21 protein-coding genes are annotated in these 22,210 nt (G+C 63.2%); 8 read left to right on the forward strand and 13 right to left on the reverse strand.

All coding sequences use genetic code 11. From position 1 onward, the window contains the following. Nucleotides 1–58 precede the first annotated feature (58 nt). Nucleotides 59–871: an MlaA family lipoprotein gene (locus PG897_RS19395; protein ID WP_024942911.1), complete on the forward strand. Its 813-nt coding sequence runs from the start codon at nt 59–61 to the stop codon at nt 869–871. Between the two features lie 124 nt (nt 872–995). Here PG897_RS19395 and sodB read toward each other — a convergent pair whose 3' ends face one another. Then, nucleotides 996–1,580, reverse strand: coding sequence for a superoxide dismutase [Fe] (sodB, locus tag PG897_RS19400; RefSeq protein ID WP_005298860.1), 585 nt, complete (start codon nt 1,578–1,580; stop codon nt 996–998). 286 nt (nt 1,581–1,866) lie between these two features. On the opposite strand from sodB, the gene PG897_RS19405 reads away from it, so the two are divergent. Next, the gene (locus PG897_RS19405) at nt 1,867–2,211 is read left to right on the forward strand and encodes a Grx4 family monothiol glutaredoxin (protein WP_005298863.1); all 345 of its coding nucleotides are present in this window, start codon (nt 1,867–1,869) and stop codon (nt 2,209–2,211) included. Nucleotides 2,212–2,277: 66 nt separating this feature from the next. Here the strand turns inward: PG897_RS19405 and PG897_RS19410 are convergent, their stop codons facing one another. Next, on the reverse strand, nt 2,278–3,489 hold the full coding sequence (locus PG897_RS19410; RefSeq protein WP_024942910.1) for an RsmB/NOP family class I SAM-dependent RNA methyltransferase: 1,212 nt from the start codon (nt 3,487–3,489) through the stop codon (nt 2,278–2,280). Nucleotides 3,490–3,698: 209 nt separating this feature from the next. Here PG897_RS19410 and PG897_RS19415 point away from each other — a divergent pair, with 209 nt between their 5' ends. The 6 genes from PG897_RS19415 (at nt 3,699) to PG897_RS19440 (ending at nt 9,632) form a co-directional block, all read left to right on the forward strand. Further along, entirely contained in the window at nt 3,699–5,678 is a 1,980-nt protein-coding gene (locus PG897_RS19415; RefSeq protein ID WP_024942909.1) for a reprolysin-like metallopeptidase, read from the forward strand. Beyond that, nucleotides 5,675–6,004: a hypothetical protein gene (locus PG897_RS19420; RefSeq protein ID WP_024942908.1), complete on the forward strand. Its 330-nt coding sequence runs from the start codon at nt 5,675–5,677 to the stop codon at nt 6,002–6,004. Before PG897_RS19415 ends, PG897_RS19420 begins: the two co-directional genes overlap by 4 nt. 154 nt (nt 6,005–6,158) lie before the next feature. After that, nucleotides 6,159–6,797 (forward strand): pyridoxamine 5'-phosphate oxidase, encoded by a 639-nt coding sequence (pdxH, locus tag PG897_RS19425; RefSeq protein ID WP_005298871.1) that lies wholly within the window; start codon nt 6,159–6,161, stop codon nt 6,795–6,797. Nucleotides 6,798–6,835: 38 nt separating this feature from the next. Continuing rightward, nucleotides 6,836–7,450: a glutathione S-transferase family protein gene (locus tag PG897_RS19430; RefSeq protein WP_024942907.1), complete on the forward strand. Its 615-nt coding sequence runs from the start codon at nt 6,836–6,838 to the stop codon at nt 7,448–7,450. Then, the gene (locus tag PG897_RS19435; RefSeq protein WP_024942906.1) at nt 7,450–9,084 is read left to right on the forward strand and encodes a GNAT family N-acetyltransferase; all 1,635 of its coding nucleotides are present in this window, start codon (nt 7,450–7,452) and stop codon (nt 9,082–9,084) included. The genes PG897_RS19430 and PG897_RS19435 overlap by 1 nt, the downstream gene beginning before the upstream one ends. A 32-nt stretch (nt 9,085–9,116) precedes the next feature. Next, the gene (locus PG897_RS19440; RefSeq protein ID WP_005298877.1) at nt 9,117–9,632 is read left to right on the forward strand and encodes a GNAT family N-acetyltransferase; all 516 of its coding nucleotides are present in this window, start codon (nt 9,117–9,119) and stop codon (nt 9,630–9,632) included. 64 nt (nt 9,633–9,696) lie between these two features. Here PG897_RS19440 and PG897_RS19445 read toward each other — a convergent pair whose 3' ends face one another. The 11 genes from PG897_RS19445 to PG897_RS19495 form a co-directional block, all read right to left on the reverse strand. Then, complete coding sequence (locus tag PG897_RS19445) at nt 9,697–10,104, reverse strand: hypothetical protein (RefSeq protein ID WP_024942905.1); 408 nt, start codon at nt 10,102–10,104, stop codon at nt 9,697–9,699. 241 nt (nt 10,105–10,345) lie between these two features. Then, the gene (locus PG897_RS19450; RefSeq protein ID WP_010634595.1) at nt 10,346–11,476 is read right to left on the reverse strand and encodes a ribosomal protein uL16 3-hydroxylase; all 1,131 of its coding nucleotides are present in this window, start codon (nt 11,474–11,476) and stop codon (nt 10,346–10,348) included. 140 nt (nt 11,477–11,616) lie between these two features. Next, nucleotides 11,617–12,987, reverse strand: a complete 1,371-nt coding sequence (gene purB / locus PG897_RS19455) for an adenylosuccinate lyase (protein ID WP_010634594.1) — start codon at nt 12,985–12,987, stop codon at nt 11,617–11,619. Between the two features lie 122 nt (nt 12,988–13,109). Beyond that, complete coding sequence (hflD, locus tag PG897_RS19460) at nt 13,110–13,721, reverse strand: high frequency lysogenization protein HflD (protein ID WP_005298892.1); 612 nt, start codon at nt 13,719–13,721, stop codon at nt 13,110–13,112. A gap of 158 nt (nt 13,722–13,879) precedes the next feature. Beyond that, nucleotides 13,880–14,986, reverse strand: a complete 1,107-nt coding sequence (gene mnmA, locus PG897_RS19465; protein WP_024942904.1) for a tRNA 2-thiouridine(34) synthase MnmA — start codon at nt 14,984–14,986, stop codon at nt 13,880–13,882. A gap of 158 nt (nt 14,987–15,144) precedes the next feature. Next, nucleotides 15,145–15,612, reverse strand: a complete 468-nt coding sequence (locus PG897_RS19470) for an NUDIX hydrolase (RefSeq protein WP_024942903.1) — start codon at nt 15,610–15,612, stop codon at nt 15,145–15,147. Between the two features lie 95 nt (nt 15,613–15,707). Next, the gene (locus tag PG897_RS19475) at nt 15,708–16,637 is read right to left on the reverse strand and encodes a pseudouridine synthase (protein ID WP_043170082.1); all 930 of its coding nucleotides are present in this window, start codon (nt 16,635–16,637) and stop codon (nt 15,708–15,710) included. A gap of 69 nt (nt 16,638–16,706) precedes the next feature. Next, nucleotides 16,707–17,474: a PTS sugar transporter subunit IIA gene (locus PG897_RS19480; protein WP_043170084.1), complete on the reverse strand. Its 768-nt coding sequence runs from the start codon at nt 17,472–17,474 to the stop codon at nt 16,707–16,709. Further along, the gene (locus tag PG897_RS19485) at nt 17,475–17,780 is read right to left on the reverse strand and encodes a PTS fructose transporter subunit IIB (protein WP_017409976.1); all 306 of its coding nucleotides are present in this window, start codon (nt 17,778–17,780) and stop codon (nt 17,475–17,477) included. It lies immediately after the preceding gene. A gap of 241 nt (nt 17,781–18,021) precedes the next feature. Next, entirely contained in the window at nt 18,022–19,428 is a 1,407-nt protein-coding gene (gene uhpT / locus PG897_RS19490; protein ID WP_065018260.1) for a hexose-6-phosphate:phosphate antiporter, read from the reverse strand. Between the two features lie 417 nt (nt 19,429–19,845). After that, entirely contained in the window at nt 19,846–21,753 is a 1,908-nt protein-coding gene (locus PG897_RS19495; protein ID WP_117405167.1) for a fructose-specific PTS transporter subunit EIIC, read from the reverse strand. Between the last annotated feature and the right edge of the window lie 457 nt (nt 21,754–22,210).

Here is a 22,210-nt window from a genome sequence, read left to right on the forward strand (position 1 = left end):
GATGGGGCCGGGCTGCCTATAATTCAGATTAATCACAATAAAAAGCTAGGACTTCCATATGCATGTGCGTGTAGGGGCATTGACGGTGGCCTTGTTGCTGGGTGGCTGTGCTGGCGGCCCGCCCAAGCCGGGCCCCGAGAGCCTTGACCTCAAGGAGACGCCGAGCCGGCCCGAAGCGACCAGCACGGCCAGTGATAGCCGTGACCCGTTTCAGGGTGCCAACCGGGCTATGTGGGCCGTCAACTACGATGTGCTGGAGCCCTACGTGGCTCGCCCCGTGGTGCACGGCTACGCCCGCTACGTTCCGCAGGGAATGAAGGATGGCATCGAGAATCTGGTGGAGAACTTCAACGAACCGAGCAGCATGGTCAACCACCTGCTGACCGGCGACTTGAAGGGGGCGGGTACCAACCTGGGCCGCTTCACCCTCAATACCACTGTGGGTCTGCTGGGGATCTTCGACGTGGCCAAGCATGCGGGCCTTGCGCGCAACAAGCTGGAGCTTGATACCGTGCTGGGTCGGGCCGATATCGGGGATGGCGCCTACTTGATGGTCCCTGTCTACGGCCCGACAACCACACGCAAGCTGGTGGGGGATACCGTGGATACGTTGTATTTCCCTTATGCCTTGCTGACTTTCCCGTTGAAAGTGGTGCACTGGGCGCTAGATGGTCTGGGTACCCGTTCCAAGCTGATCGATCAGGAGCGGATCATCGACAACGCGCTCGATCCTTACGCCCTGACCAAGGACTTCTATCTGCAGTACAACCAGAACAAGGTGACCGGTCGTCAGACCGAGCTCAAGCAAGAGCAGCAGGAGAAGCAAGACGACAGCAATCTGGATGACTATCTGGACGAGATCGACCAGTGATGCCTGTGCATCCCGGCTCGAATGACAAAGGCGCCTGCGGGCGCCTTTTTGCTGCGCTGGCCGCCCCTTGCGCCATAAAAAACGCCCCGCAAGAGCGGGGCGTTTTGGCAAGAGTGTGGCGCTATCAGGCAGCCAGGTTCTTGGCCACGAATTCCCAGTTGACCAGGGCCCAGAAGGTTTCCATGTACTTCGGACGCAGGTTGCGGAAGTCGATGTAGTAGGCGTGCTCCCACAGGTCGACGGTCAGCAGCGGGGTGGTACCGGCTTCGGTCAGCGGGCAACCGGCGTTGGAGGTGTTGACGATGGCCAGGGAGCCGTCAGCCTTTTTCACCAGCCAGGTCCAGCTGGAGCCGAAGTTGCCGATGGCAGACTTGGTGAACGCATCCTTGAACTCGGCGAAGGAGCCGAACGCCTTGGTGATGGCATCGGCCAGGGCGCCAGTGGGCTCGCCACCGCCGTTCGGGGAGAGGCAGTGCCAGTAGAAGGTGTGGTTCCAGATCTGGGCGGCGTTGTTGAAGATGCCACCAGTGGAGGTCTTGATGATCTCTTCCAGAGACTTGCCTTCAAACTCGGTACCCGGCACCAGGTTGTTCAGGTTGACCACGTAGGTGTTGTGGTGCTTGCCGTGGTGGTATTCCAGAGTTTCCTGGGAGATGTGCGGTTCCAGAGCATTGATTGCATAGGGCAGAGCGGGAAGTTCGAATGCCATTTTCTACTCTCCATTGGCTGGCCGTGCGAAGGCGACGGTTGCAAGACATTGCGTACTCTTTTCTATTTTGAAAAGAATTGTTCTTGAAGTGATGGGGCCAGTTGGCCCAAAGCCCATCGATTGTACCAGCATCAAAGATGGCCTAACAACTCTTGATTCTCGCCATGATCCGGATCAAGCTGCGGCGTATTGATTCGTCACTTCTTGCTGTTGCCGCGGTTTGCCAGTTTGTGGTCTGCCGGGATTGCAGTAGAATGGCCGCCGAAATCGCTCTAGTGAGGCACCTATGGAAACTATTGAAAAGATCAAACAGCAGCTGGCTGAAAACCCCATCATCCTGTACATGAAGGGCTCCCCCAAGCTACCCAGCTGCGGTTTCTCTGCCCAGGCCTCCCAGGCCCTGATGTCCTGTGGCGAGCCGTTTGCTTACGTCGACATCCTGCAAAACCCGGACATCCGCGCCGAGTTGCCGAAGTTTGCCAACTGGCCCACCTTCCCGCAGCTGTGGGTCGAGGGCGAGCTGGTCGGCGGCTGCGACATCATGATCGAGATGTTCCAGGCTGGCGAACTGCAGACCCTGATCAAGGAAACTGCCGCCAAACACAAGCAGGATGACGTTGCCGCCGAATAAGGCCGCTATCGCATCATGCAAAAAGGGGAGCCATCGGCTCCCCTTTTCTTATGCTGCAAGACGGTATCAGGCGATGCGCTCGATGCGCGCCAGATAGAAACCGTCGAAACCGGTGGCCGCCGGGCTCACGGTGTGATCACCGAGCAGGCGGAAGTTGTCGTTGGCGGCGAGGAACTTGTCCACCTGCTGGCGGTTCTCCTCGGGCAGGATGGAGCAGGTGGCGTAGACCAGCATGCCACCCACTTTCACCATCTGGCTGTAGCGCTGCAGGATCTCTTCCTGCAGGGCTACCAGCACCGGCAGCCGCTCGGCGGTATCGCGCCACTTGGCATCCGGATTGCGCTTGAGTACGCCAAGGCCGGAGCAGGGCACGTCCAGCAGCAGGCGATCCGCGCTCTCTTTGAGGCGCTTGACGGTCTTGCTGCTGGTGATGACCCGGGTCTCCACGTTGTGGGCACCGGCGCGGCGGGCGCGTTGCTTGAGGTTCTCCAGCTTCCACTCTTCCACGTCCATCGCCAGCAGGCGGCCCTTGCCCTTCATCATGGCGGCCAGATGCAGGGTCTTGCCGCCGGCACCGGCACAGGCGTCGATCACCCGCATGCCGGGGGCCACGTCGAGCGCCGCCGCGATGTGCTGGGAGCCGGCATCCTGCTGCTCGAACCAGCCGTCGGCAAAGGCGTTGGTACGAAACAGGGCGGCATCCGAGGTCACTTCCAGGGCGCTCTCGACCCCTTCTACCGGTACAGTGGTGACCTGCTCTTTGGCCAGCGCCGCCTGCAGCTCGTCACGGGTGCACTTGAGGGTGTTGACCCGCAGGTAACGTTTGGGCATGGCGGTCAGGGCGGCACGCTCGGCCGGCCAGGCATCGCCCAGCTGCTCGCTGCCGAGCTTTTCCAGCCAGGTCGGGCAGCCATCCATCAGCACCGGGTTTTTCTTGGCTTCGGTCAGGCGGCGACGAAACGCCTCTTCATTGAAGCGATCCAGGGTCGGGTGGTTGGGTTGAGCTATCTTGTGGAAAGCATGCCAGCTGTGCAGCAGCGGCCAGACGTACTTCTCGGCCTGGCGGACCTGAATACCGGTCAGGGCGCAGTAGAGGCTGAGGCGGCGCAGCAGATCGCCGGTGACCAGGGCAATCCTTGCCTGTTCTTGCGGTTTGAGTTCGATGCCGGAAAATTGACGGGCATAGGCGCGATCCAGGGTGAGACCCTGGCCCAGCACATCGTCAACAATGGCAACGACCAGGTCCCCGAGACGGGGCAACAGTGGGGATTTGAGCATGAGATTAACCTTGGTCAGAAAAAGACGAACCGTCGCCATGGTGACGCGGCTCAAAAACTGATAAATCCGCGCAATGATAGGGGCTAGACAGGGTTGGTGCAACACTCCTCATTTGGGGAATATCCGGTAGGTGGTACTGGACTAAACAGGGCTGCAGGCGAATGATGCCGGTTGCAGTTCAGGTGAGTGCATTTTAAAAGGACTAAAAGATGCAGTTGATGAAATTTTCTCCTTTGGCGCTGGTGGTTGCCAGCTTGATGAGTTCGGGCGGCCTTGCGGCCAAGGAGTGGGATACGGTCGCGGCGCGCGCCACCGCCGCCGACGGTTATGAAGTGCGGGCCAACCAGTTTCGGGTGGCCAAGGTGCCCATCGACTATTTTGCCGGACTGCAAGCCGGGGCGCGTTCGCTGACCCTGCCGCTGCCAGACGGGGGAGAAGTGACCTTCACCCTGCAGGCCTATGATCTGCTGCCGGCCGATCAGGCGGCCAAATTCCCCGAAATTAAGACCTTCAAGGGTCACAACCCGGCGGCGCCGGTAGAGACGGGGCGTTTTGATCTGGGGCCGCTGGGCTTCCACGCCATGTTCACCCATCAGGGCAAGACGGTGTTCGTCGATCCCCTCAGCAATGCCGAAGGGTATGCCGTCTATTACCAGCAGGACGCCTACAGCCGGCTGGGGGAGGAAGCGGACAAGGTTATCGGCAGCGATGCGAGCAAGGCGCTGGCGCACAAGGTGCAGGTGGATGGCAACGTGCGCAAGCGCTACGTCATCGCCATCTCGGCGGCGGGGGAGTACACCCAGTTCCACGGTGGCTCCAAGGTGCTGGCCACCGCGGCCATCGCCACCCTGCTCAACCGGGTCAACGAGGTGTACCAGCGCGACGTGGGGGCCGAGTTTCAGTTGGCCAGCGGCAACGACAACATCATCTTTACCGATCCCATCAGTGATCCTTTTACCAATACTGACAGCGATGCAGCGCTCAATATTACCGTTCAGTCTAATGCGCAGGCCTTGCCCAGCGAGCCTTTAGGCGCGTTTGACATCGGCCATGTGGTCAATACCGGTGGCGGTGGGTTGGCTGGGTTAGGGGTGCTGTGTACTACGGGTCGTTCACGGGGGGTGACTGGTTCAAGTACTCCGCAAGGAGATGCCTTCTTTATCGACTATGTGGCCCACGAGATCGGCCACCAGTTCGGCGCCGATCACACCTTCAATGGCACCACCAACAGCTGCGGCAGCGGTAACCGTGTTGCGGATCAGGCTTGGGAGCCGGGCAGCGGCACCTCCATCATGGCCTATGCGGGCATCTGCGGGGAGGAGAACATCCAGCCCCACGGCGACCCCTATTTCCACAGCAAGTCCATCGAGCAGATGCGGGCGCACATGGCGACCGTGCCGACCTGCGGCACCTCCATCGATCTTGTCAACAACGCGCCCCAGGCGGCGGCCGGGGCCAGCCGCATCATTCCGGCCAACACGCCGTTCGTGCTGAAGGGGGCCGGCGCCGATCTGGACGGTGATCCCCTGACCTACACCTGGGAGCAGATCGATCTGGGTACTGAGTCGAGCAGCCTGGCCACCATGGTGGACGACGGCAGCCGGCCGCTGTTTCGCTTCGTCTCCCCCACCAGCTCACCGGAGCGGATCCTGCCGAGCTTGCCCTCCCTGCTCTCGGGCACGCTCGCTAAGGGCGAGGCCTGGCCCACCACCAACCGGGATCTCAACTTCCGGCTGACGGTGCGTGACGGCAAGGGCGGTGTCGCCAGCGACGACATGAAGCTACAGGTGGTCAATACCGGCAGCGCCTTCCGGCTGACTGCGCCGCTAGGGGTGTCGTTGACGCCGGGGGCAAGTCAGGCGGTCAGCTGGGATGTGGCCGGCACCAGCCTGGCACCGATCAGCTGCAGCAAGGTGGACCTGCTCCTGACCCAGAGCGAGGGAGCCAGCTGGAGCAGCCTGGCGGTCAGCCAGCCCAACAGCGGCTCGGCTACCGTGACCCTGCCGGCGGATCTGGCCAGCGACGCCCGTCTGAAGGTTGCCTGCAGCGACAACATCTTCTTCGCCATCAGCCCGGCCAAGCTGCCGGTCGTCCAAAGCGGCGGCAGCTCGGGCGGTGGCGGTGGTGGCGCCCTCGGTCTCTGGACCCTGGCGCTGGCCCTGCTGGGCTGGCAGCGGAGGCGCGGATGAGGGCGGCCTGGCTGGTGTTGGCGTCCCTGCTCGGCGGCTGTCAGGCTGACGCCGATACCCTGGAGCAGGCGGTCAGCGCCAGCCTGGCCAAGCAGGATTACCGGCTGATCGTGCGGGCCGGGCGAGGCGAGGTGGCGCCCGGCATAGCGCCGGAGCAGCAGGCTTCGGCCAAGGCCCGCTGCGGCGTGCGCTATCTGGAGGGGCTGGGGGATGTGATCAAGCCAGGCCAGCAGGAGGCCCAGGCCAAACTGGCGGCCTACGCGGCCGACTACAACCGGCGCATGCTGGCGCACTGCCCGTCACTACCGGCGACGGATCGGCAGTGACAGAGGGCCGTCAAGGTCAACAGGGGGAGGCGCGAGCCTCCCTCTTTTTTACGGCTGTCATTTGCCGGTCACAAGGCTTGTACCCATGGCGTGCTCGTCGCACAATGCCTGCACGCATGGCCGCATGGGCGGCAAAGAGAGAAGGAAAATCAAGATGATGGATGTAGCCGATCTGCGCCGTGAATACACCCGGGGTGGACTGCACAGGGCCGATCTGCCGGCCGAGCCCCTCGCCCTGTTCGAGAAGTGGCTGGCCCAGGCGTGCGAAGCCAGGCTGACCGATCCCACCGCCATGGTGGTGGGCACAGTGGATGCCGACGGCCAGCCCTGGCAGCGCACCGTGCTGCTCAAGCACTACGACGCCGAAGGCATGGTGTTCTACACCAACATGGGCAGCCGCAAGGCACACCAGCTGGAGGGCAACCCCCGCATCAGCCTGCTCTTCCCCTGGCACACCCTGGACAGACAGGTGCACGTGACCGGCCGGGTGGAGAAAATGAGCACCTTCGAGGTGATGAAGTATTTCCACAGCCGTCCCAAAGACAGCCAGATCGCCGCCTGGGTCTCCAAACAGTCGACCCGCATCTCGGCGCGCGGCGTGCTGGAGGCCAAGTTCCTCGAACTCAAGCAGAAGTTTGCCAATGGCGAGGTGCCGCTGCCGAGCTTCTGGGGCGGTTTCCGGGTGCGCATCGACACGGTCGAGTTCTGGCAGGGGGGCGAGCATCGCCTGCACGACCGCTTCTACTACACCCGTGAAGGGGAAGGGTGGCACATCGAGCGGCTGGCGCCCTGAGCACCCCGCGAGTCCTCTGCTGCTGACAAGGAGTCTGTATGCGTCTGTATGGCGATCTGAAGTCCGGCAACTGCTACAAGCCCTGGCTGCTGGCCCGCTGGCTTGAGCTGCCCCTCGAGTGGGTGCCGGTGGATGTGCTGGCGGGGGAGACCCGCACCCCTGATTTTCTGGCCCTGAACCCCAACGGCAAGATCCCGGTTCTGGAGCTGGCCCAGGGCGACACCCTGGCGGAGTCCAACGCCATCCTCTTCTACCTGGCGCAAGGGTCGCCCCTGTGGCCGGCCGAGCCGCGTCAGCAGGCCGAGGTGCTCAAGTGGCTGTTCTTCGAGCAGTACAGCCATGAGCCCTATATCGCGGTAGCTCGTTTCATTGTTCACTATCTGGGGCGGCCGGAGTCCCAGGAGGCGCGCCTCGACGGACTCAAAGCCGGCGGCGAGAAGGCGTTGGCGGTGCTGGAGCAGCAGCTCAAGCAGAGCCCCTACCTGTGCGGCGAGGCGCCGACCATTGCCGACATCGCACTGTACGCCTACACCCATGTGGCGGAGGAGGGGATCTTCTCGCTGCAAGGCTGGCCCGCCATCCGGGCCTGGATTGCTCGAATCGAGGCGCATCCCCGCCACCTGAGCCTGCCTGCTGCTTGTCAGGCCGGCTGATGGAACTGCTGATCGAGCGCGCCCTGTGGCAGCCCCACTGGGCGCCGGTGTTGCAGGCCTGGCAGCGGCAGGGCCATTGCTGGCAGTTGCTGCAGAGCAAGGTCGATGAGCGTTTGCCGAGCGATGCCGGCGGACTCTGGTCCTGTTGTCCGCCCGATGGCGTGCGTTCGGCCAGCGCACTGCTGGCGGCCTGGCTGGACGGCGATCTGCCCGATCAGCAGGCCGTTGATCCGAGCCGGCAGATCCTCATCAGCGGCTCGGCTTCCCTGCTGACGCTGGCGCGAGAGGAGGGGCTGCTGACCCTAGGGCCACAGGGCGCCGATCTGACGCTGACGGCGCAGGACGATCTGGGCGCCGTGCTCAATCGCCTGCTGGCCCGCCGCCTGACGGTGCCCGTGCTGGCCGAGCCTTCCTCCCGGTCGGAGCCCGCTCTGCAGCTGCGCCCCCTGCTGGCGCTCGATGAAGCCGAGGTGGTGCGCTATTGCAGCGATGCGGCGCTCGCCCGCTACACCCTCAACATTCCCCACCCCTATCCGCCGGAGGCGGCCCGCGACTGGCTGGCCGGCTGCTGGCGCAAGGCGGCGCTCGGATTGGGTTGGAGCTGGGCGCTGACCCTGCCGACTGGCGAGGGCCATGCGACGCTGGTGGGGGTGATCTCGCTGAACTGGAACGGCGAGCTGGCCTGGTGGGTGGGTGTGCCCTGGCAAAACCGCGGGCTGGCGACCCGGGCCGCCCGGCTGGTGAAGGCCTTTGCGTTCGACCGGCTGCAGCTGCCGGTGCTCACCGCCCGCCACATGCCGGACAACCATGCCTCCGGCCGGGTAATGGCCAAGCTGGGCATGCGCTATTGCGGCCGACGGGCACTGAGTGGCCAGCGCCCGGGCTTAAGCCAGAGCCAAAGCGAGGTGAGCTACTGGCAGCTGGCGCGAAGCCTGACGCTGGCGGCGCCGGTCGAACGGCAGCTGGCCCCCCTGCTGGCCGACGAGCGGGTGGTGGCGGCCATCCTGCAGACACAGGTCGGGGAGGGGGCGCCGCAGCGGCTGACGCTGTTCATGACAAATCGGGATGAGGCAGAAGAGGGCGAGCCCGCCGCCGCGCCGCCACGCTCCCTGGGTACTGACGGGCCGCTGGCGGTGGAATACTACGACCAGGATGCGCTGGCGCAGGCCGAGCCGGAGCAGCTCCATCTGTTGCGCGGCCTGCTGCTGAAAGACGCCGAAGAGCAGGGACTGGACTATCTGCTGCAGCTGGCCAGCCTGCAGCGCCATGGGCCTCTGTTGCTGACCCTGGCGGAGCGGCGCCAGCGCCTGCGCTGGCTCGCAAGGGAGGAGTCCAGACTCGCCCTGCTGGCCGCTGAGCCGCTCCCCCATCGCTATCATCTGCTCGACTTGCTGGTGGCCTTGCCCGTTCTGCTCGATGAGCTGGCCGGTCGCTGGCATCGGGATGCCGATGACACCCTGGCCTGGCTGGCACGGGCCGAACCGCTGTTGTTCAATGCCTATCGAACCGCCATCACCAGCCTGCAACCGGCCGATCTGCATGAGTTGCTGGCGCAGGTGGCGGATCGTTTTCCTGAGTCCACCCTCCCATTTCTGGACAAAGGTGCTCAGGGCGGCGGGCAGTTTGTGGAATAATGCCCGCTCTGCTGTACGAGGAGTAACGCTGTATGCTGAGAACCGAGCGCCCTGGCGACATGCTGCCGGTCTATGACCTGGTGAGTGCCGCCTTTGGCCGTACCGACGAGGCCGAACTGGTCAACCGCCTGCGCGAATGCGGCGCTGCCGTGGTGACCATGGTCGAGGAGGAGGAGTACGAGTTCATGGGGCACCTGATGCTGAGCCCGATCACCATTAACGGGGTGGAGGGGCCCTGGCTTGGTCTCGCGCCCGTGGCGGTCCACCCGGATTGGCAGGGGCAGGGGATCGGCTCGGATCTGGTGCGCGAGGGGCTGGATACGGCGCTGGAGATGGACTGGAAGGCGGTGGTGGTACTGGGTGACCCGACCTATTACAGCCGCTTCGGTTTTCGTCCCGCCAGCGAGTTCGGCCTGCACTGCATCTATGAAGTGCCCGCCGACTGCTTCATGGCGATGGAGCTGCAGGAGGGCGGTCTGGCTGGCGTGCAGGGGGAGGTGCTCTACCACCCGCTGTTTGACGAGTTGCCGGAAGAGACGGCATCCTGACCCATAAAAAAAGCCCTCAGCGAGGGCTTTTTTTATGTCATCCCCTTGCGTGTACAGGGCTTGCTCAGGCGCGGGTATCGAGCAGGTTGCCCTTGCGATCCTCAGCCCCCGTCATGCCCGCCAGTTGTTTGCCAAGGGGGCTCTGCCGGTATTGCAGGTAGTCGCCGAGCTGCTGTTGCTGCTGGTGGCGTTCTTCCATCCGGTAGAGATCGACAGCCGTCGGGGCGCTTTTATCATCGCTCTCCTGCCCACTGGCTTGCAGATAGCGATCCACGGCGGCCTTGTCCTGCTGCTGCTCTGTGTAGGAGACGGCCAGAGTGCGGCGGGTGGTCTCTTTCTCCTCCTGCGTCGCCACGTATTCATCTCTCTTGTCCAGCGCCTTGTCGCGGCCCTGGTTGAGCTGCTCCGGGGTCAGCTTGGGATAGGTGTTGCCATAACCGGGCAACGGCATGGGACGAGTGCTGATCTGCATGGGATACCTCTCTGCTAAACCTGGCTGCTTGAGCAATGGCCGCATGATACGAGCTTTCACTTGCGCAAAAAAGCATCATCAGGTGTGCCGTCAAGAGTGGGTTCAGCTTCGAAAGCAGGTTGTGGACAAGGCAAGAAGTGAAACTCGCAGCCGGGGTGGCCTGGTCGGCAGCAGAGACGGTGGGGTCGGGCAGCTGAGATAGAAAAGGCGCCCGAGGGCGCCTTCTGTCACCGCGAGGGGATCAGTTGAAGAACCAGTAGCCGCGGTTGACCAGCCGGGTCAGCAGCTGCAGGAAGCCGGCCTGATCGGCCAGTTCCACCATGTCGGCCTGGGTGACCATGTCCTTGTCGCACAAGAGCGAAATGGCCGCCGCATCCTCGCTCGGCAGGGTCCAGGCTTCGCCGTCGATGTAGCAGGTCTGGCTCTCGCCACTGAACCAGACAGAGCGCAGCCCCGGCACCTTGATGGCGGGCTCGCCCTGGGTAAGCAGGTCGGCCACTTCCTCGGCGCTGTAGTCAGGCTCCACCGGATTGACGTCCAGATCGTGCTTGGCCTCGGAGATCATGGTGCCGAACCACTCCTTGAACAGGGTCTCGTCATCGAGTGCCTGCTGCATCAGCTCGCGCAGGCGGTGCAGTTCATGGGGCTGGATCTCGCCGTGGCGGGCGCGGGGCTTGAGATCGGCGTCGCCGTAACGCTCGGTGCGCACCTCGTTGTCGATCAGGTGATCGGCAAAGGAGGAGATAAGCGCCTTGGCATCCGGCGCGCGAAAGCCCACCGAGAAGTTCAGGGAGGGCTCGATGGCGTAGCCCTCGTGGGGGAATCCAGGCGGAATGTAGAGGATGTCGCCCGGCTCCATGATGACGTCGATGATCGCCTCGAACGGCTCGCAGTGCAGCAGGGCGGCGTGGGCGGCAAACTCATTGAGCGGTGCGGCATCGCCGACCCGCCAGTGGCGTTTGCCCTGGCCCTGGGTGATGAAGACGTCGTAGTTGTCGATATGGGGACCGACGCCGCCGTGAGGGGTGGAGAAGCTCACCATCACATCGTCAAAACGCCAGCCCGGGATGAACTGGAATGGCAGCGCCAGCTCGTTGACCTCGGGGGCCCAGTGGTTGCAGGCCTGCACCAGTACGGTCCAGTTCTCTTCGCCCAGGTGATCGTAGGATTCGAAGGGGCCGTGGGCAGCTTCCCACTTGTTGTTGAAGCGGGTCACCAGGCGCGATTCAATCACCTCTTCCATGGCCAGACCCGCCAGCTCGTCCGGGCTGATGGGATCCTGAAAGTCGGTGAAACCGCCCTTGATGAGGAGCGGGCGCTTCTGCCAGTAGTGCTCGAGGAAGTGAGCGATATCCAGATTGAGTTGGTACATGGTCTTCTCGTGTCTCTGTGAGAGAGGTGTTGCCCAAGACGGGCTTGGGCAACGCCACTCATGGCCCTGCCTTGGCAGGGAAAACAACAGGGGGCCCTGTGGCAGAGCATGCCCAGGGCCCCCGATACTCTCTCGCCCGCTTATTTCAGCAGGTCGACCAGACGCTGGGCGTCGCCGATATAGTTGGCCGGGGTCAGCTTCTTCAGCTCGACCTTGACGGCTTCCGGCAATTCCAGGGTGTCGATAAAGGTACGCATCCCTTCGGCGTCCACGCGGCGGCCACGGGTCAATTCTTTCAGCTTCTCGTAGGGCTTCTCGATGCCGTAACGGCGCATCACGGTCTGGATCGGCTCGGCCAGCACTTCCCAGTTGGCATCCAGATCGGCGGCCATGGCATCGGCGTTGGCTTCCAGCTTGGAGATGCCCTTCAGGGTCGCCTGATAGGCAATCAGGGAGTAACCCACTGCCACGCCCAGGTTGCGCAGTACGGTCGAGTCGGTCAGGTCACGCTGCCAGCGGGAGATGGGCAGTTTGCTCGCCAGGTGCTGGAACACGGCGTTGGCCAGACCCAGATTGCCTTCGGAGTTTTCGAAGTCGATGGGGTTGACCTTGTGCGGCATGGTGGAGGAGCCGATCTCGCCGGCGATGGTGCGCTGCTTGAAGTGGCCCAGGGAGATGTAGCCCCACACGTCGCGGTCGAAGTCGATCAGGATGGTGTTGAAGCGCGCCATGGCGTCGAACAGCTCGGCGATGTAGTCGTGCGGCTCGATCTGGGTGGTGTAGGGGTTCCAGGTCAGGCCCAGAGAAGTGACGAACTCCTCGGAGAACTGGTGCCAGTCCACTTCCGGATAGGCGCTGATGTGGGCGTTGTAGTTGCCCACGGCGCCGTTGATCTTGCCCAAGATCTCCACTGCCATGATCTGCTTGAGCTGACGCTCCAGACGGTAGGCGACGTTGGCCATTTCCTTGCCCATGGTGCTCGGGGTGGCCGGCTGACCGTGGGTGCGCGACAGCAGCGGCATGTCGCGGTACTCGGCGGCCAGGCGCTTGATCTCGGCAATCAGCTTCTCGCAGTAGGGCTTGATGACCTCCTCGCGGGCGGTCTTCAGCATCAGGCCGTGGGAGTTGTTGTTGATGTCTTCGGAGGTGCAGGCGAAGTGGATGAACTCGCTGACGGCGGCCAGCTCCGGGTTCACTTCCACCTTCTCTTTGAGGAAGTACTCCACCGCTTTCACATCATGGTTGGTGGTGCGCTCGATCTGTTTGATGCGGGCGGCGTCGCTCTCGTTGAAGTTGCTGACGATGCCGTCGAGCAGGGCACTGGCGGCAGCGCTCAGGGCAGGGACTTCCGGGATCCCGGCGTGGCTGGCCAGTTTTTGCAACCAGCGCACCTCGACTTCGACGCGAAAACGCAGCAGACCGAATTCGGAGAAGATAGGGCGCAGGGCATCGGCCTTGTCGCCATAACGACCGTCAATCGGGGAAACAGCAGTCAGCGCGGACAGCTCCATGGGGTGAACTCCTGATGATTGGTGTGGGGGATTCGTATCCACTCGCGCGCGGGCCGGGGGCCATCAAGGCTGATGTGCGGCTGTTCACCTTGTTCTCCCTCTGCCTTTGCGCGAGCCAATGATTAGTAACGCTTGGCCAGTTCCACCATCTTCTTGCGGGCGAAGATGATCTGGGTACGGCTTCCGCCGAGCTGGCGCCACAGCACGCAGGCCCGGATGCCGGCCAGCAGCAGGGCGCGCACCTTGTGCTGCACCAGCGGCTGCTGCAGGAACAGCGGTGTACCCGCCACCTGGATTCTGGGGCCGATCGGGCTGATGAGATCGCTATAGATGCTCGCCATGTTGGCCAGGATCTGCTCGTCGAGCAGGTCGAAATGCTGTTGCTGGCGACCAATCTGGCCGATCCGCTCACCCAGCATGTTGAGAATGTCCTTGCGCTTGGCCAGCTTGCGCTCCAGCGCAATCAGGCTCACCACGTAGCGGGTCAGCTCGGCATTCTTCTGGCTGCCGTCGGCGCCCAGCTGCTCGACCAGGGCGCGGTAGCCGTCGCGAATGGCCAGGTGGTTGCCGAACACGTCCAGCGGCTGCTTGGGGTCGGTGACCAGGATGCTGGAGAGGCTCTCGCGCAGGGAGGCCTCATCACAGGTGCCGTCGCGGGCCACCTTCTGCACCAGGTAGGCGGCCTGGCAGATGCCGGCAAAGGCCATGGTTCTGTCTTGGAATTTGTCGCTCATATCTTCACAGCCCTGTTCTGTTCATTCACCGGCCGATGCCATGATCCGGCCTGGAAGTTGCCAATCATGTATCACTGCCTTGTGCTGTTTTTTCTTTGTCCCTTCTCCCCGCGAGGGGAGAAGGGAGTAGAGCGCGGACGCTTGTGAGCGTCCAGCCCTTACACCGGATGGCTGAAACGCTGCTCTATGATGCCGCCGCCCAGACACACTTCCCCGTCGTAGAAGACGGCGGACTGACCCGGGGTCACCGCAGCCTGTTTCTCGTCGAAGATGACCCGGATGGTCTCATCGTCGATGGGCTGGATCAGGCAGGGGATATCTTCCTGCCGATAGCGGGTCTTGACGGTGCAGCGGCGCGGTTCGCGAATGGGGGTGCGATCCACCCAGTGCAGCTGGCTCGCGATCAGGCCATCGGAGTAGAGGCGGGGATGTTCCCCCTGCGCCACTATCAGGGTGTTGCGCTCGACCGCTTTGTCGACCACGTACCAGGCCTCTTCGGTGGCATCTTTGCGCCCGCCGATGCCAAGGCCCTTGCGCTGGCCCAGGGTGTGATACATCAGCCCTTGGTGTTCGCCGATCACCTTGCCGTCCACGGTTTCGATGGGGCCGGGCTGGGCGGGCAGGAACTTGGCCAGGAAGTCCTTGAATTTGCGCTCACCGATAAAGCAGATGCCGGTGGAGTCTTTCTTCTTGGCGGTGATGAGATCCAGCTGCTCGGCGATGCGGCGCACCTCGGGTTTTTCCAGATCCCCGACCGGAAACAGGCTCTGACCCACCTGGGTTTCGCTCAGGGTGTAGAGGAAGTAGCTCTGATCCTTGTTGGTGTCGAGACCGCGCAGCAGGCGCGGGCGGCCTGTGCTGTCGTCACGGCGCACATAGTGGCCGGTGGCGATGTAGGTGGCCCCCAGCTCCTCGGCGGCAAACTCCAGGAACGCCTTGAACTTGATCTCCTTGTTGCACAGGATATCCGGGTTCGGCGTACGGCCGGCCTTGTACTCTTCGAGGAAGTGCTCGAACACGTTGTCCCAGTACTCGGCAGCGAAGTTGATGGTGTGGAGTTTCATCCCCAGCTTGTCGCAGACGGCCTTGGCATCAGCCAAATCCTGGGCGGCAGAGCAGTACTCGTCCGTGTCGTCTTCTTCCCAGTTCTTCATGAACAAGCCTTCGACCTGATAGCCCTGCTGCTGGAGCAGGTAGGCCGAGACGGAAGAATCCACGCCGCCGGACATGCCGACGATCACCTTGATTTGGCTGTTGTCTGTCATTAGTCGAAGTTACCAGTTCGTTTAAACGGGGCGTATTCTACCAGAATTTCGCGCCCCCGGTCACATATCCATGCCGCTGTTCCCATCAGGAACCCGGCAGCAGGAAATCGTTTTTCTTGTCTCGGCCTCACGGCGTAAAAAAGAGCCTCCAACGGCTCTTAGATAAAGGCCTTGAGGGCCGACAGTGGCAGCCTGGTACCCGCCAGATAGTCCTGAATGCATTGCCACACCAGAGGGCTTCTCAGGGCCGCCTTGCACTCGGCAATCTCCTCCAGGGTGAGCCAGTGGCAGGCCAGCACGTCGCCGTCGGGATCCTCTGGATGGTGCTGACCCGGTGCCTTTTCAAGGTCGAAGATGACGGCGATGCGCACAAAGGTGGCCTCGCTGTCCGCCGGCTTGTAGAGATAGACCCCGAGCCAGTCGGTAGGAGCGGCGGTGAGCCCGGTTTCTTCTTTCAGCTCGCGGCAGGCCGCCTGGACGAGATCTTCCCCCGGCTCCACGTGGCCGGCGGGCTGGTTGAAGCTGCGCTGGCCTTTTATCTCCTCTTCCACCAGCAGGAAGCGGCCCTGCCAGTGTACCAGGGCGGCCACGGTAAGGCGGGCGGGCAGGGGGGGATGATCGCTCATTGGGACTCCTTGTCAGGTTGACTGTGCCCCGGCGGGGCACTCGATCAGGTTGCGCCATCTATGTTATGGCACGCTGGCCAAATGGCTTGCTCGTGTTATTCCGATGGCTTGCTGCGGGCCGGACGGCGCGCGGTGCCACGGCCGCCGCTGCGATTGGCCGGGCGGGGGCTTGCTTCGCGGCTGTCCCGCTTCTGGCGTTGTTCCTGGTGTTGAGCGTCACGGGTCGGCCGGGCCTTGCTGTTGCTGCCGGCCCCCTGTGGCCTGGCGGATGTGCGCGGCTTGCCGTGCGTTGCAGAATGCCGTGGCGCCGGTGCCAGCTCGGGAGCGGGCAGGGCGCGGCTCTCCCCCGGCGCCAGACCATCGAGGGTCCACTCCCCGATGGCGTAGCGGACAAGGCGCAAGGTGGGGTGACCGATATGGGCGGTCATCCGCCGCACCTGGCGGTTGCGCCCCTCGACAATCTTGATCTCCAGCCAGCAGGTGGGGATCTCCCTGCGCTCGCGAATAGGCGGGTTGCGCGGCCATACGGTGGGCTCATCCATGATGCGCGCCCCGGCGGGCAGGGTCATGCCGTCGTTGAGCTCCACCCCGGCGCGCAGGGCGGCCAGTTTCTCCTCGCTCGGCACGCCTTCCACCTGTACCCAGTAGGTCTTGGGGGTCTTCTCCCCCGGCTGGGTGAGGCGCGCCTGCAGCTTGCCGTCGTTGGTGAGCAGCAACAGCCCCTCGCTGTCGCGATCGAGCCGGCCCGCGGCATAGATGCCGGGCTCGGTGATGTAATCCTTGAGGGTCTCGCGGCCCGCCTCGTCGGTGAACTGACAGAGCACCATGTAGGGTTTGTTCAAGAGCAGCAGCTTGCGATCGGCAGGCGCCGGTGCCGGTTTGCGCTCGCCCTCCTTGTCTCTCATGGCGTGCTGCGCCTCCCTGCGCTGGGATGGGCGCGCCGTGGCGGGCCCTTTGGCCTTGTGCTCGGTGTCAGGGCGGGCGGAGAGGGAGAGGCGGGGACGGGCTGATTTCATCGCATGCATACCAAAAACAGAGGAAGGGCGAGTGTACCACAGGGGGCTGTCACGGGCATGAACGACGGGGCTAGCAGCTCAGCCGAGCAGACCGTCGATGACGATGGCCTGACGGGCGGGGGCGGAGCCAGCGTGCAGCAGCGCGGTGCCCACCTGCTCGTCTATCAATGCGCGAGCCAGCCGGGTGAGGGGGCGCAACTGCTCGGGGGCAAGACTGGTGGGCACCGCCAGCAAAATCAGGGCCTGCACCGGTCCGAGCGCGGAGCCCCACTCGATGGGTTCGCTGCTGCTGAGCAGCGAGAGCGCGGGGCGGCGGATGGCGGGGCAGATGACGTGGGGCATGGCGAGGCCGGGCCGGATGATGGTGGCGGCCAGCTGCTCACGCGCGGCGATGGCCCGCTCCAGCATGGGCCTGTCGCTTATCAGCGCGGCGGGCAGTAGATCCACCAGCACCGCCAGTGCCTGGGTCTTGTCGAGGGGAGCCGTGGCATGGCCGAGCTGGGCCAGGGTGAAGCAATAGTCGGGCAGTGCCTGAGCGAGGCGCTGCTCGGCCAGGGCGGCGCTGCCCGGGCGCCCCAGCGGCTGGCCCAGCTCCACGCACCAGCAGGTGAAGGCCATGTGGGCGAGCTCGGCATCCAGCCCCTCGATCAGCAGCAGACAGAGATCGCCGGGCTGGGTGGCCAGGGTGAGCAGGGAGAGCTGGTTGGTCGCCTCCACCGCCTGACGGCGGGTGACGTTGATGAACTGGATATGGGACTTGAACAGCCCGGCCAGCCGGCTCAACTGCTTGGCCTGGGTGATGGTGAGCCCCAGCCGGCAGTGAAAGGAGATCTCGCGGATCAGCATTCAGACGCCGGGGGCGGCGGTCTTGAGCACGGCTACCGCATCGAGCAGCACTGCCTCCAGCGCCACCTGGTGAATGGGACAGCCGAGGAAGCGATCTTTTTGCTCAATCTCGATATCGGAGGCGATCAGCACCAGATCGGCGCCGGCGATGTCGCGGGCGGTGAGGATGTTCTCCAGCCCCATGGCCCCCTGGGTTTCGACCTTGATCTTGAGCCCCAGCTTGTCGGCGGCTTTTTGCAGCGCCTCGGCGGCCATGTAGGTGTGAGCGATGCCGGTGGGGCAGGCGGTGACGGCGAGGATCTTCATGGGCTCTCACGGCAAATTCGGGTGGGGCAACAAGATAGCGCCAAGGGGCGGCCTTGCCAAAGGGGTGGAGGCAAAAATGGGATCCCGACTGCGCTCTGTTGAAGGGATAGGCAAGGGGTGAGCGTTTTGCGGCCCCAAAAGGGACAAGTGGGGAAAAGAGGGGATAAAAAAACGGCCCGCCAGAGGGCGGGCCGAATGCACACTACGGAGTGAAATCGTGAGGCCGGGCGGATGCTGGGGCTCAGGCGGACTGGGCGGCCAGGGTGGCGGCTTTCAGCTCCCGCTTGATACGGCGGATCTTGCGCTCTTCGGCAACCGCGACGCAGGCCATCAGCACCAGACAGGCGGCGGCGGCCATGTCCAGCGCCGCGAAGGTGCCGCTCCAGCCGGTCAGGCCGAAGATGGGGGTGCCGTCGGCGATCATGCCCAGGCCCAGCTTGGCGAAGCTGTCACCAATGAGGTAGGCGAAGGTGCCCTTGACGCCATCGGCCACGCTGATCCCTTGCTTGGGTACGAAGCCCACGGCGGCCACGCCGATCAGCAGCTGCGGACCGAACACCAGGAAGCCCAGCAGGAACAGAGAGCCCAGGAACATGAACTGGGTGGTGGCGTGCTGGTAGAGCCCCAGGGTGGCGATGATCAGCGCCAGTGCCACGCAGGCCACCAGACCACGGCGACCGTTGGCCAGATCCGAGAGGTAACCCCACATCAGGGTACCGACCAGGGCGCCCACTTCAAAGAAGGTAAAGCCCTGAATGGCCACGTCCTTGGAGAAGCCCAGCTCCTGGTGGGCGTAGACGGTAGACCACTGGTCGATACCGATACGCACCACGTAGAGGAAGATGTTGGCAAAGCAGAGCAGCCAGATCACCTTGTTGAGCAGCACGTACTTCACGAAGATCTGCCACTTGGTCAGCTTCTGCTCTTCGGTGGCAACGTCTTCTTCGCTCGCCACTTCGTCAAACAGCTCTTCCACCTTGCCAAGGCCATAGGCTTCGGGCGAATCGCTACCAAAGCGCAGGCCAACAAAACCGACGATCAGCGCGATGATGGAGGGGAAGATGAACATGCCGAGCACGTTGCCATCGAACAGGTAGTTGGCACCGAACAGCGCCACACCGGCCGCACCGGCACCGCCCACGTTGTGGGAGAGGTTCCACATGCCCAGATAGGTGCCGCGCTTGTTGCGGGGCGTCCACTTGGTGATGGTGGAGTAGCTGCAGGAGCCGCCGCAGCTCTGGAAGAAACCGCTGGCCGCGTAGAAGAAGATCATCAGGTAGAGGCTGAAACCGGTGCCGCCCATGCTGGCACTGAAGCCCAGCATGCAGAGGGAGGAGAGGATCAGCATCAGCGGCAGGAACTGCTTGGTGTTCTTGCCATCGGCATAGTAGGAGACGATGGTCTTGCCCACCCCGTAGGTGATGGAGAAGCCAAGGCCGATCATGCCGAGCTCGGTCATGGAGAGACCGTACTCCTGGATCATGTCGTTCTGCGCAATGTTGAAGTTCTTGCGGATCAGATACATGGTCAGGTAACCGATGAACACAACCAGATAGGATTGCATAAACGGTTTGAACCAGAGCTTGCGCCGGGCTTCGACCGGCAGGTTCAGGGTGGGGACCCGGACCTGTTCGAGCAGTTTAAACATCTTCGTTCATCCTCTGCGAGATAGACGCTGTTTCCGCCGCGTTCCACCCTTTTTGATTGGAGTTGGAGGTCACGCCACGGAAAGAACAACAGGAAGCGGGCGCGGTGCGCGGCGAGCCCCTGTCGATTGAACCCATGCCCGTCCCTTGCGCCATGGCGCGGGTCGGGTAACCACATCAGGTAGCGTGACTTTAATGAGGCGCGCTGCAAATGGCGTGAGAGCCATCCCTAGGGGGGGTAGGAAAATTTCCTAGTTTGGCGGGATCCGGCCGCGAAGCGTGAAGAGGATCACAAGCCGGCGTCGTACAGCAGAGGTGAGCGGGCTCTCTCGAACCCGACAAATAGACGAGGCCACCCGCAGGTGGCCTCGTCCGGTTTGTCATCCGTCCCGCAAGGGGGCTGCTTGGTTGGACGGGGATCAGGCGGCCTTGGCCAGCGTCACCTCGTCACTCTTCTTGACCCGCAGTTTTTTCAGGGCAACCGCCACCACACCGGTGACGATGGCGCCGCAGATCATGCAGAGCAGCGCCAGCAGTGGCTTGTTGACGGCACCCAGCAGGGCCACGATAGGGCCACCGTGGGCGACGCTGTTGGTGATGCCAAACAGGAAGGCCATCACGGCGGCGGTCATGCTGCCCAGCACGTTGGCCGGAATGACGGCGAGCGGATCACGGGCGGCAAACGGAATCGCCCCCTCTGAAATCCCCACCAGGCCCATGGCACCGGCAGCCTTGCCCGCCTCAATCTCGGTGGCATCGAAGATGCCGAGCTTGCGACCGAGCACGGTGGCCAGCGACATGCCAAGGGGGGCGGCCGGAATGGCGCAGGCCATGGCACCCATGAACTGGGTCTGGCCGGAGGCGATCATGCCCACCGAGAACAGGAAGGCCACCTTGTTGACCGGGCCACCCATGTCAAAGCCGGCCATGCCGCCCAGCACGATCCCCAGCAGCACCAGGCTGCCGCCGCTCATGGAGAGCAGCATGGCGTTCAGACCCGTCATCATGTCGGCAATGGGGGCGCCGATGATGAAGATGAAGACGGCAGCGATAAAGAGCGACCCGACGATGGGGGCGATCAGGATCGGCACCAGCGGCTGCACCATCTTGTGGTAGTGGCGGGTGGCAATCCAGCGCACCAGATAACCGACCAAGAGGCCCGCGATGATGGCACCGATAAAGCCGGTGCCGGCGTCGGCGCCGTAGAAGCTGCCGTTGTTGGCGATCCAGCCACCGATAAAGCCCGGTGCCAGCGCGGGTCTGTCACCGATGGCGTAGGCGATGTAGCCCGCCAGAATGGGGATCATCAGGGTGAAGGCGGCGACGCCCACGTTGAGGATCTGGTTCCACATGCTCCCTGCCGGGATCTGCATGCCGCTTGGGGTCGGATCGCCGCCGATGGCCAGAGCCAGGGCGATCAGCAGACCCCCGGTGACCACAAACGGGATCATGTGGGAGACGCCGTTCATCAGATAACGGTAGAGATCCGAGCTGCCGCCTGAGCTCTTCTCTTCGCTCTTGCGCTCATCCTTGTCCGCCACATAGGCGGGGGCCTTCAGTGCCTGCTCGATGAGGCCCTTGCCATCCTTGATGGGGGCTTTCACGCCGGTCTTGATGAGCGGCTTGCCGTTGAAGCGGGCCATGTCCACCTGCTTGTCGCAGGCCACCACGATGGCGCTGGCGCGGGCAATCTCGGCCGCAGTCGGGCTGTTCTTGACGCCGATGGAGCCGTTGGTCTCCACCTTCACCTCAAAGCCCAGCTCCTTGGCGGCGCGCTCCAGGGATTCCGCCGCCAGATAGGTGTGGGCGATGCCGGCCGGGCAGCCGGTGACGCCGATAATCAGCCCCTTGTCGGCGGCCGGGGTGACCACCGTCTCTTCTTTCTTCTCGAGCAGCAGGGCTAGCGCGGCGGCCGGGGTTTTGGCTGCCAGCAGGGCATCGATAAAGCCCTCTTCAATCAGCTTGGCGGAGAGCTCGGCCAGCACCTCGATATGGTGGTTGGCGCCGCCAGCCGGGGAGGCAATCATGAAAAACAGCCGGGAGGGCTTGCCATCCTCGGCGCCGTAGTCGATGCCGGCGCGGCTGATACCGATGGCCACCGCCGGGGTGCTCACTGCCGCACTCTTGGCGTGGGGCAGGGCAACGCCCTCTTCAAAGCCGGTGTTGTCCAGCTCTTCCCGGGCCCACAGGTCCTTGATGAACTGCTGCTCGTCGCTGACCTTGCCTTGCGCCGCGAGCAATCGGGTCATCTCGGTGAAGACCTCCTCCTTGCGCGTGGCCTTTAAATCGAGCGCGATCAGCTGCTCGTTGATAAGGGTGGTGATCATGGCGTTCTCCCTGCTCCTGGCCGGAGCCTGTTGGCATCTTTTCCTGGGCTAGCGCCCAGGAGATGCAGACAAAAGTGACCCCACTATTATCCCGCCCGCAGGGCCGCGCACCTATCGGACAAAACTGCGAAATACTGGATTTTTGTGCGCCATTACCCCGAGTGTGACCTTGATCGCACAGCAGACCAGCTGAAAAAATGGGTCTGGATTGAATCGATTGGTTATTTTTTGTTTTTAAAAATCATCACCTTGGTGTTGATTGTTTCAACGTGCCTTTATGATGGAGAGTGATGTTATCCGGCCTGGAATCGGTGAGAAACTGTAAATTTGTGAGGTGAAAAGAGCGGGCGGTGTGTGAGCTGTCGCACATAAATGGCGGTGACGGGGCGCTTGATAAGGGGAGACAGGCGAGGGGAAAGGTGGAGAAATGGGTTGAGCCATTAGTGCCAGATAGCTC

It is taken from the genome of Aeromonas sp. QDB20 (assembly GCF_027707805.1).
Taxonomy (GTDB): domain Bacteria; phylum Pseudomonadota; class Gammaproteobacteria; order Enterobacterales; family Aeromonadaceae; genus Aeromonas; species Aeromonas dhakensis.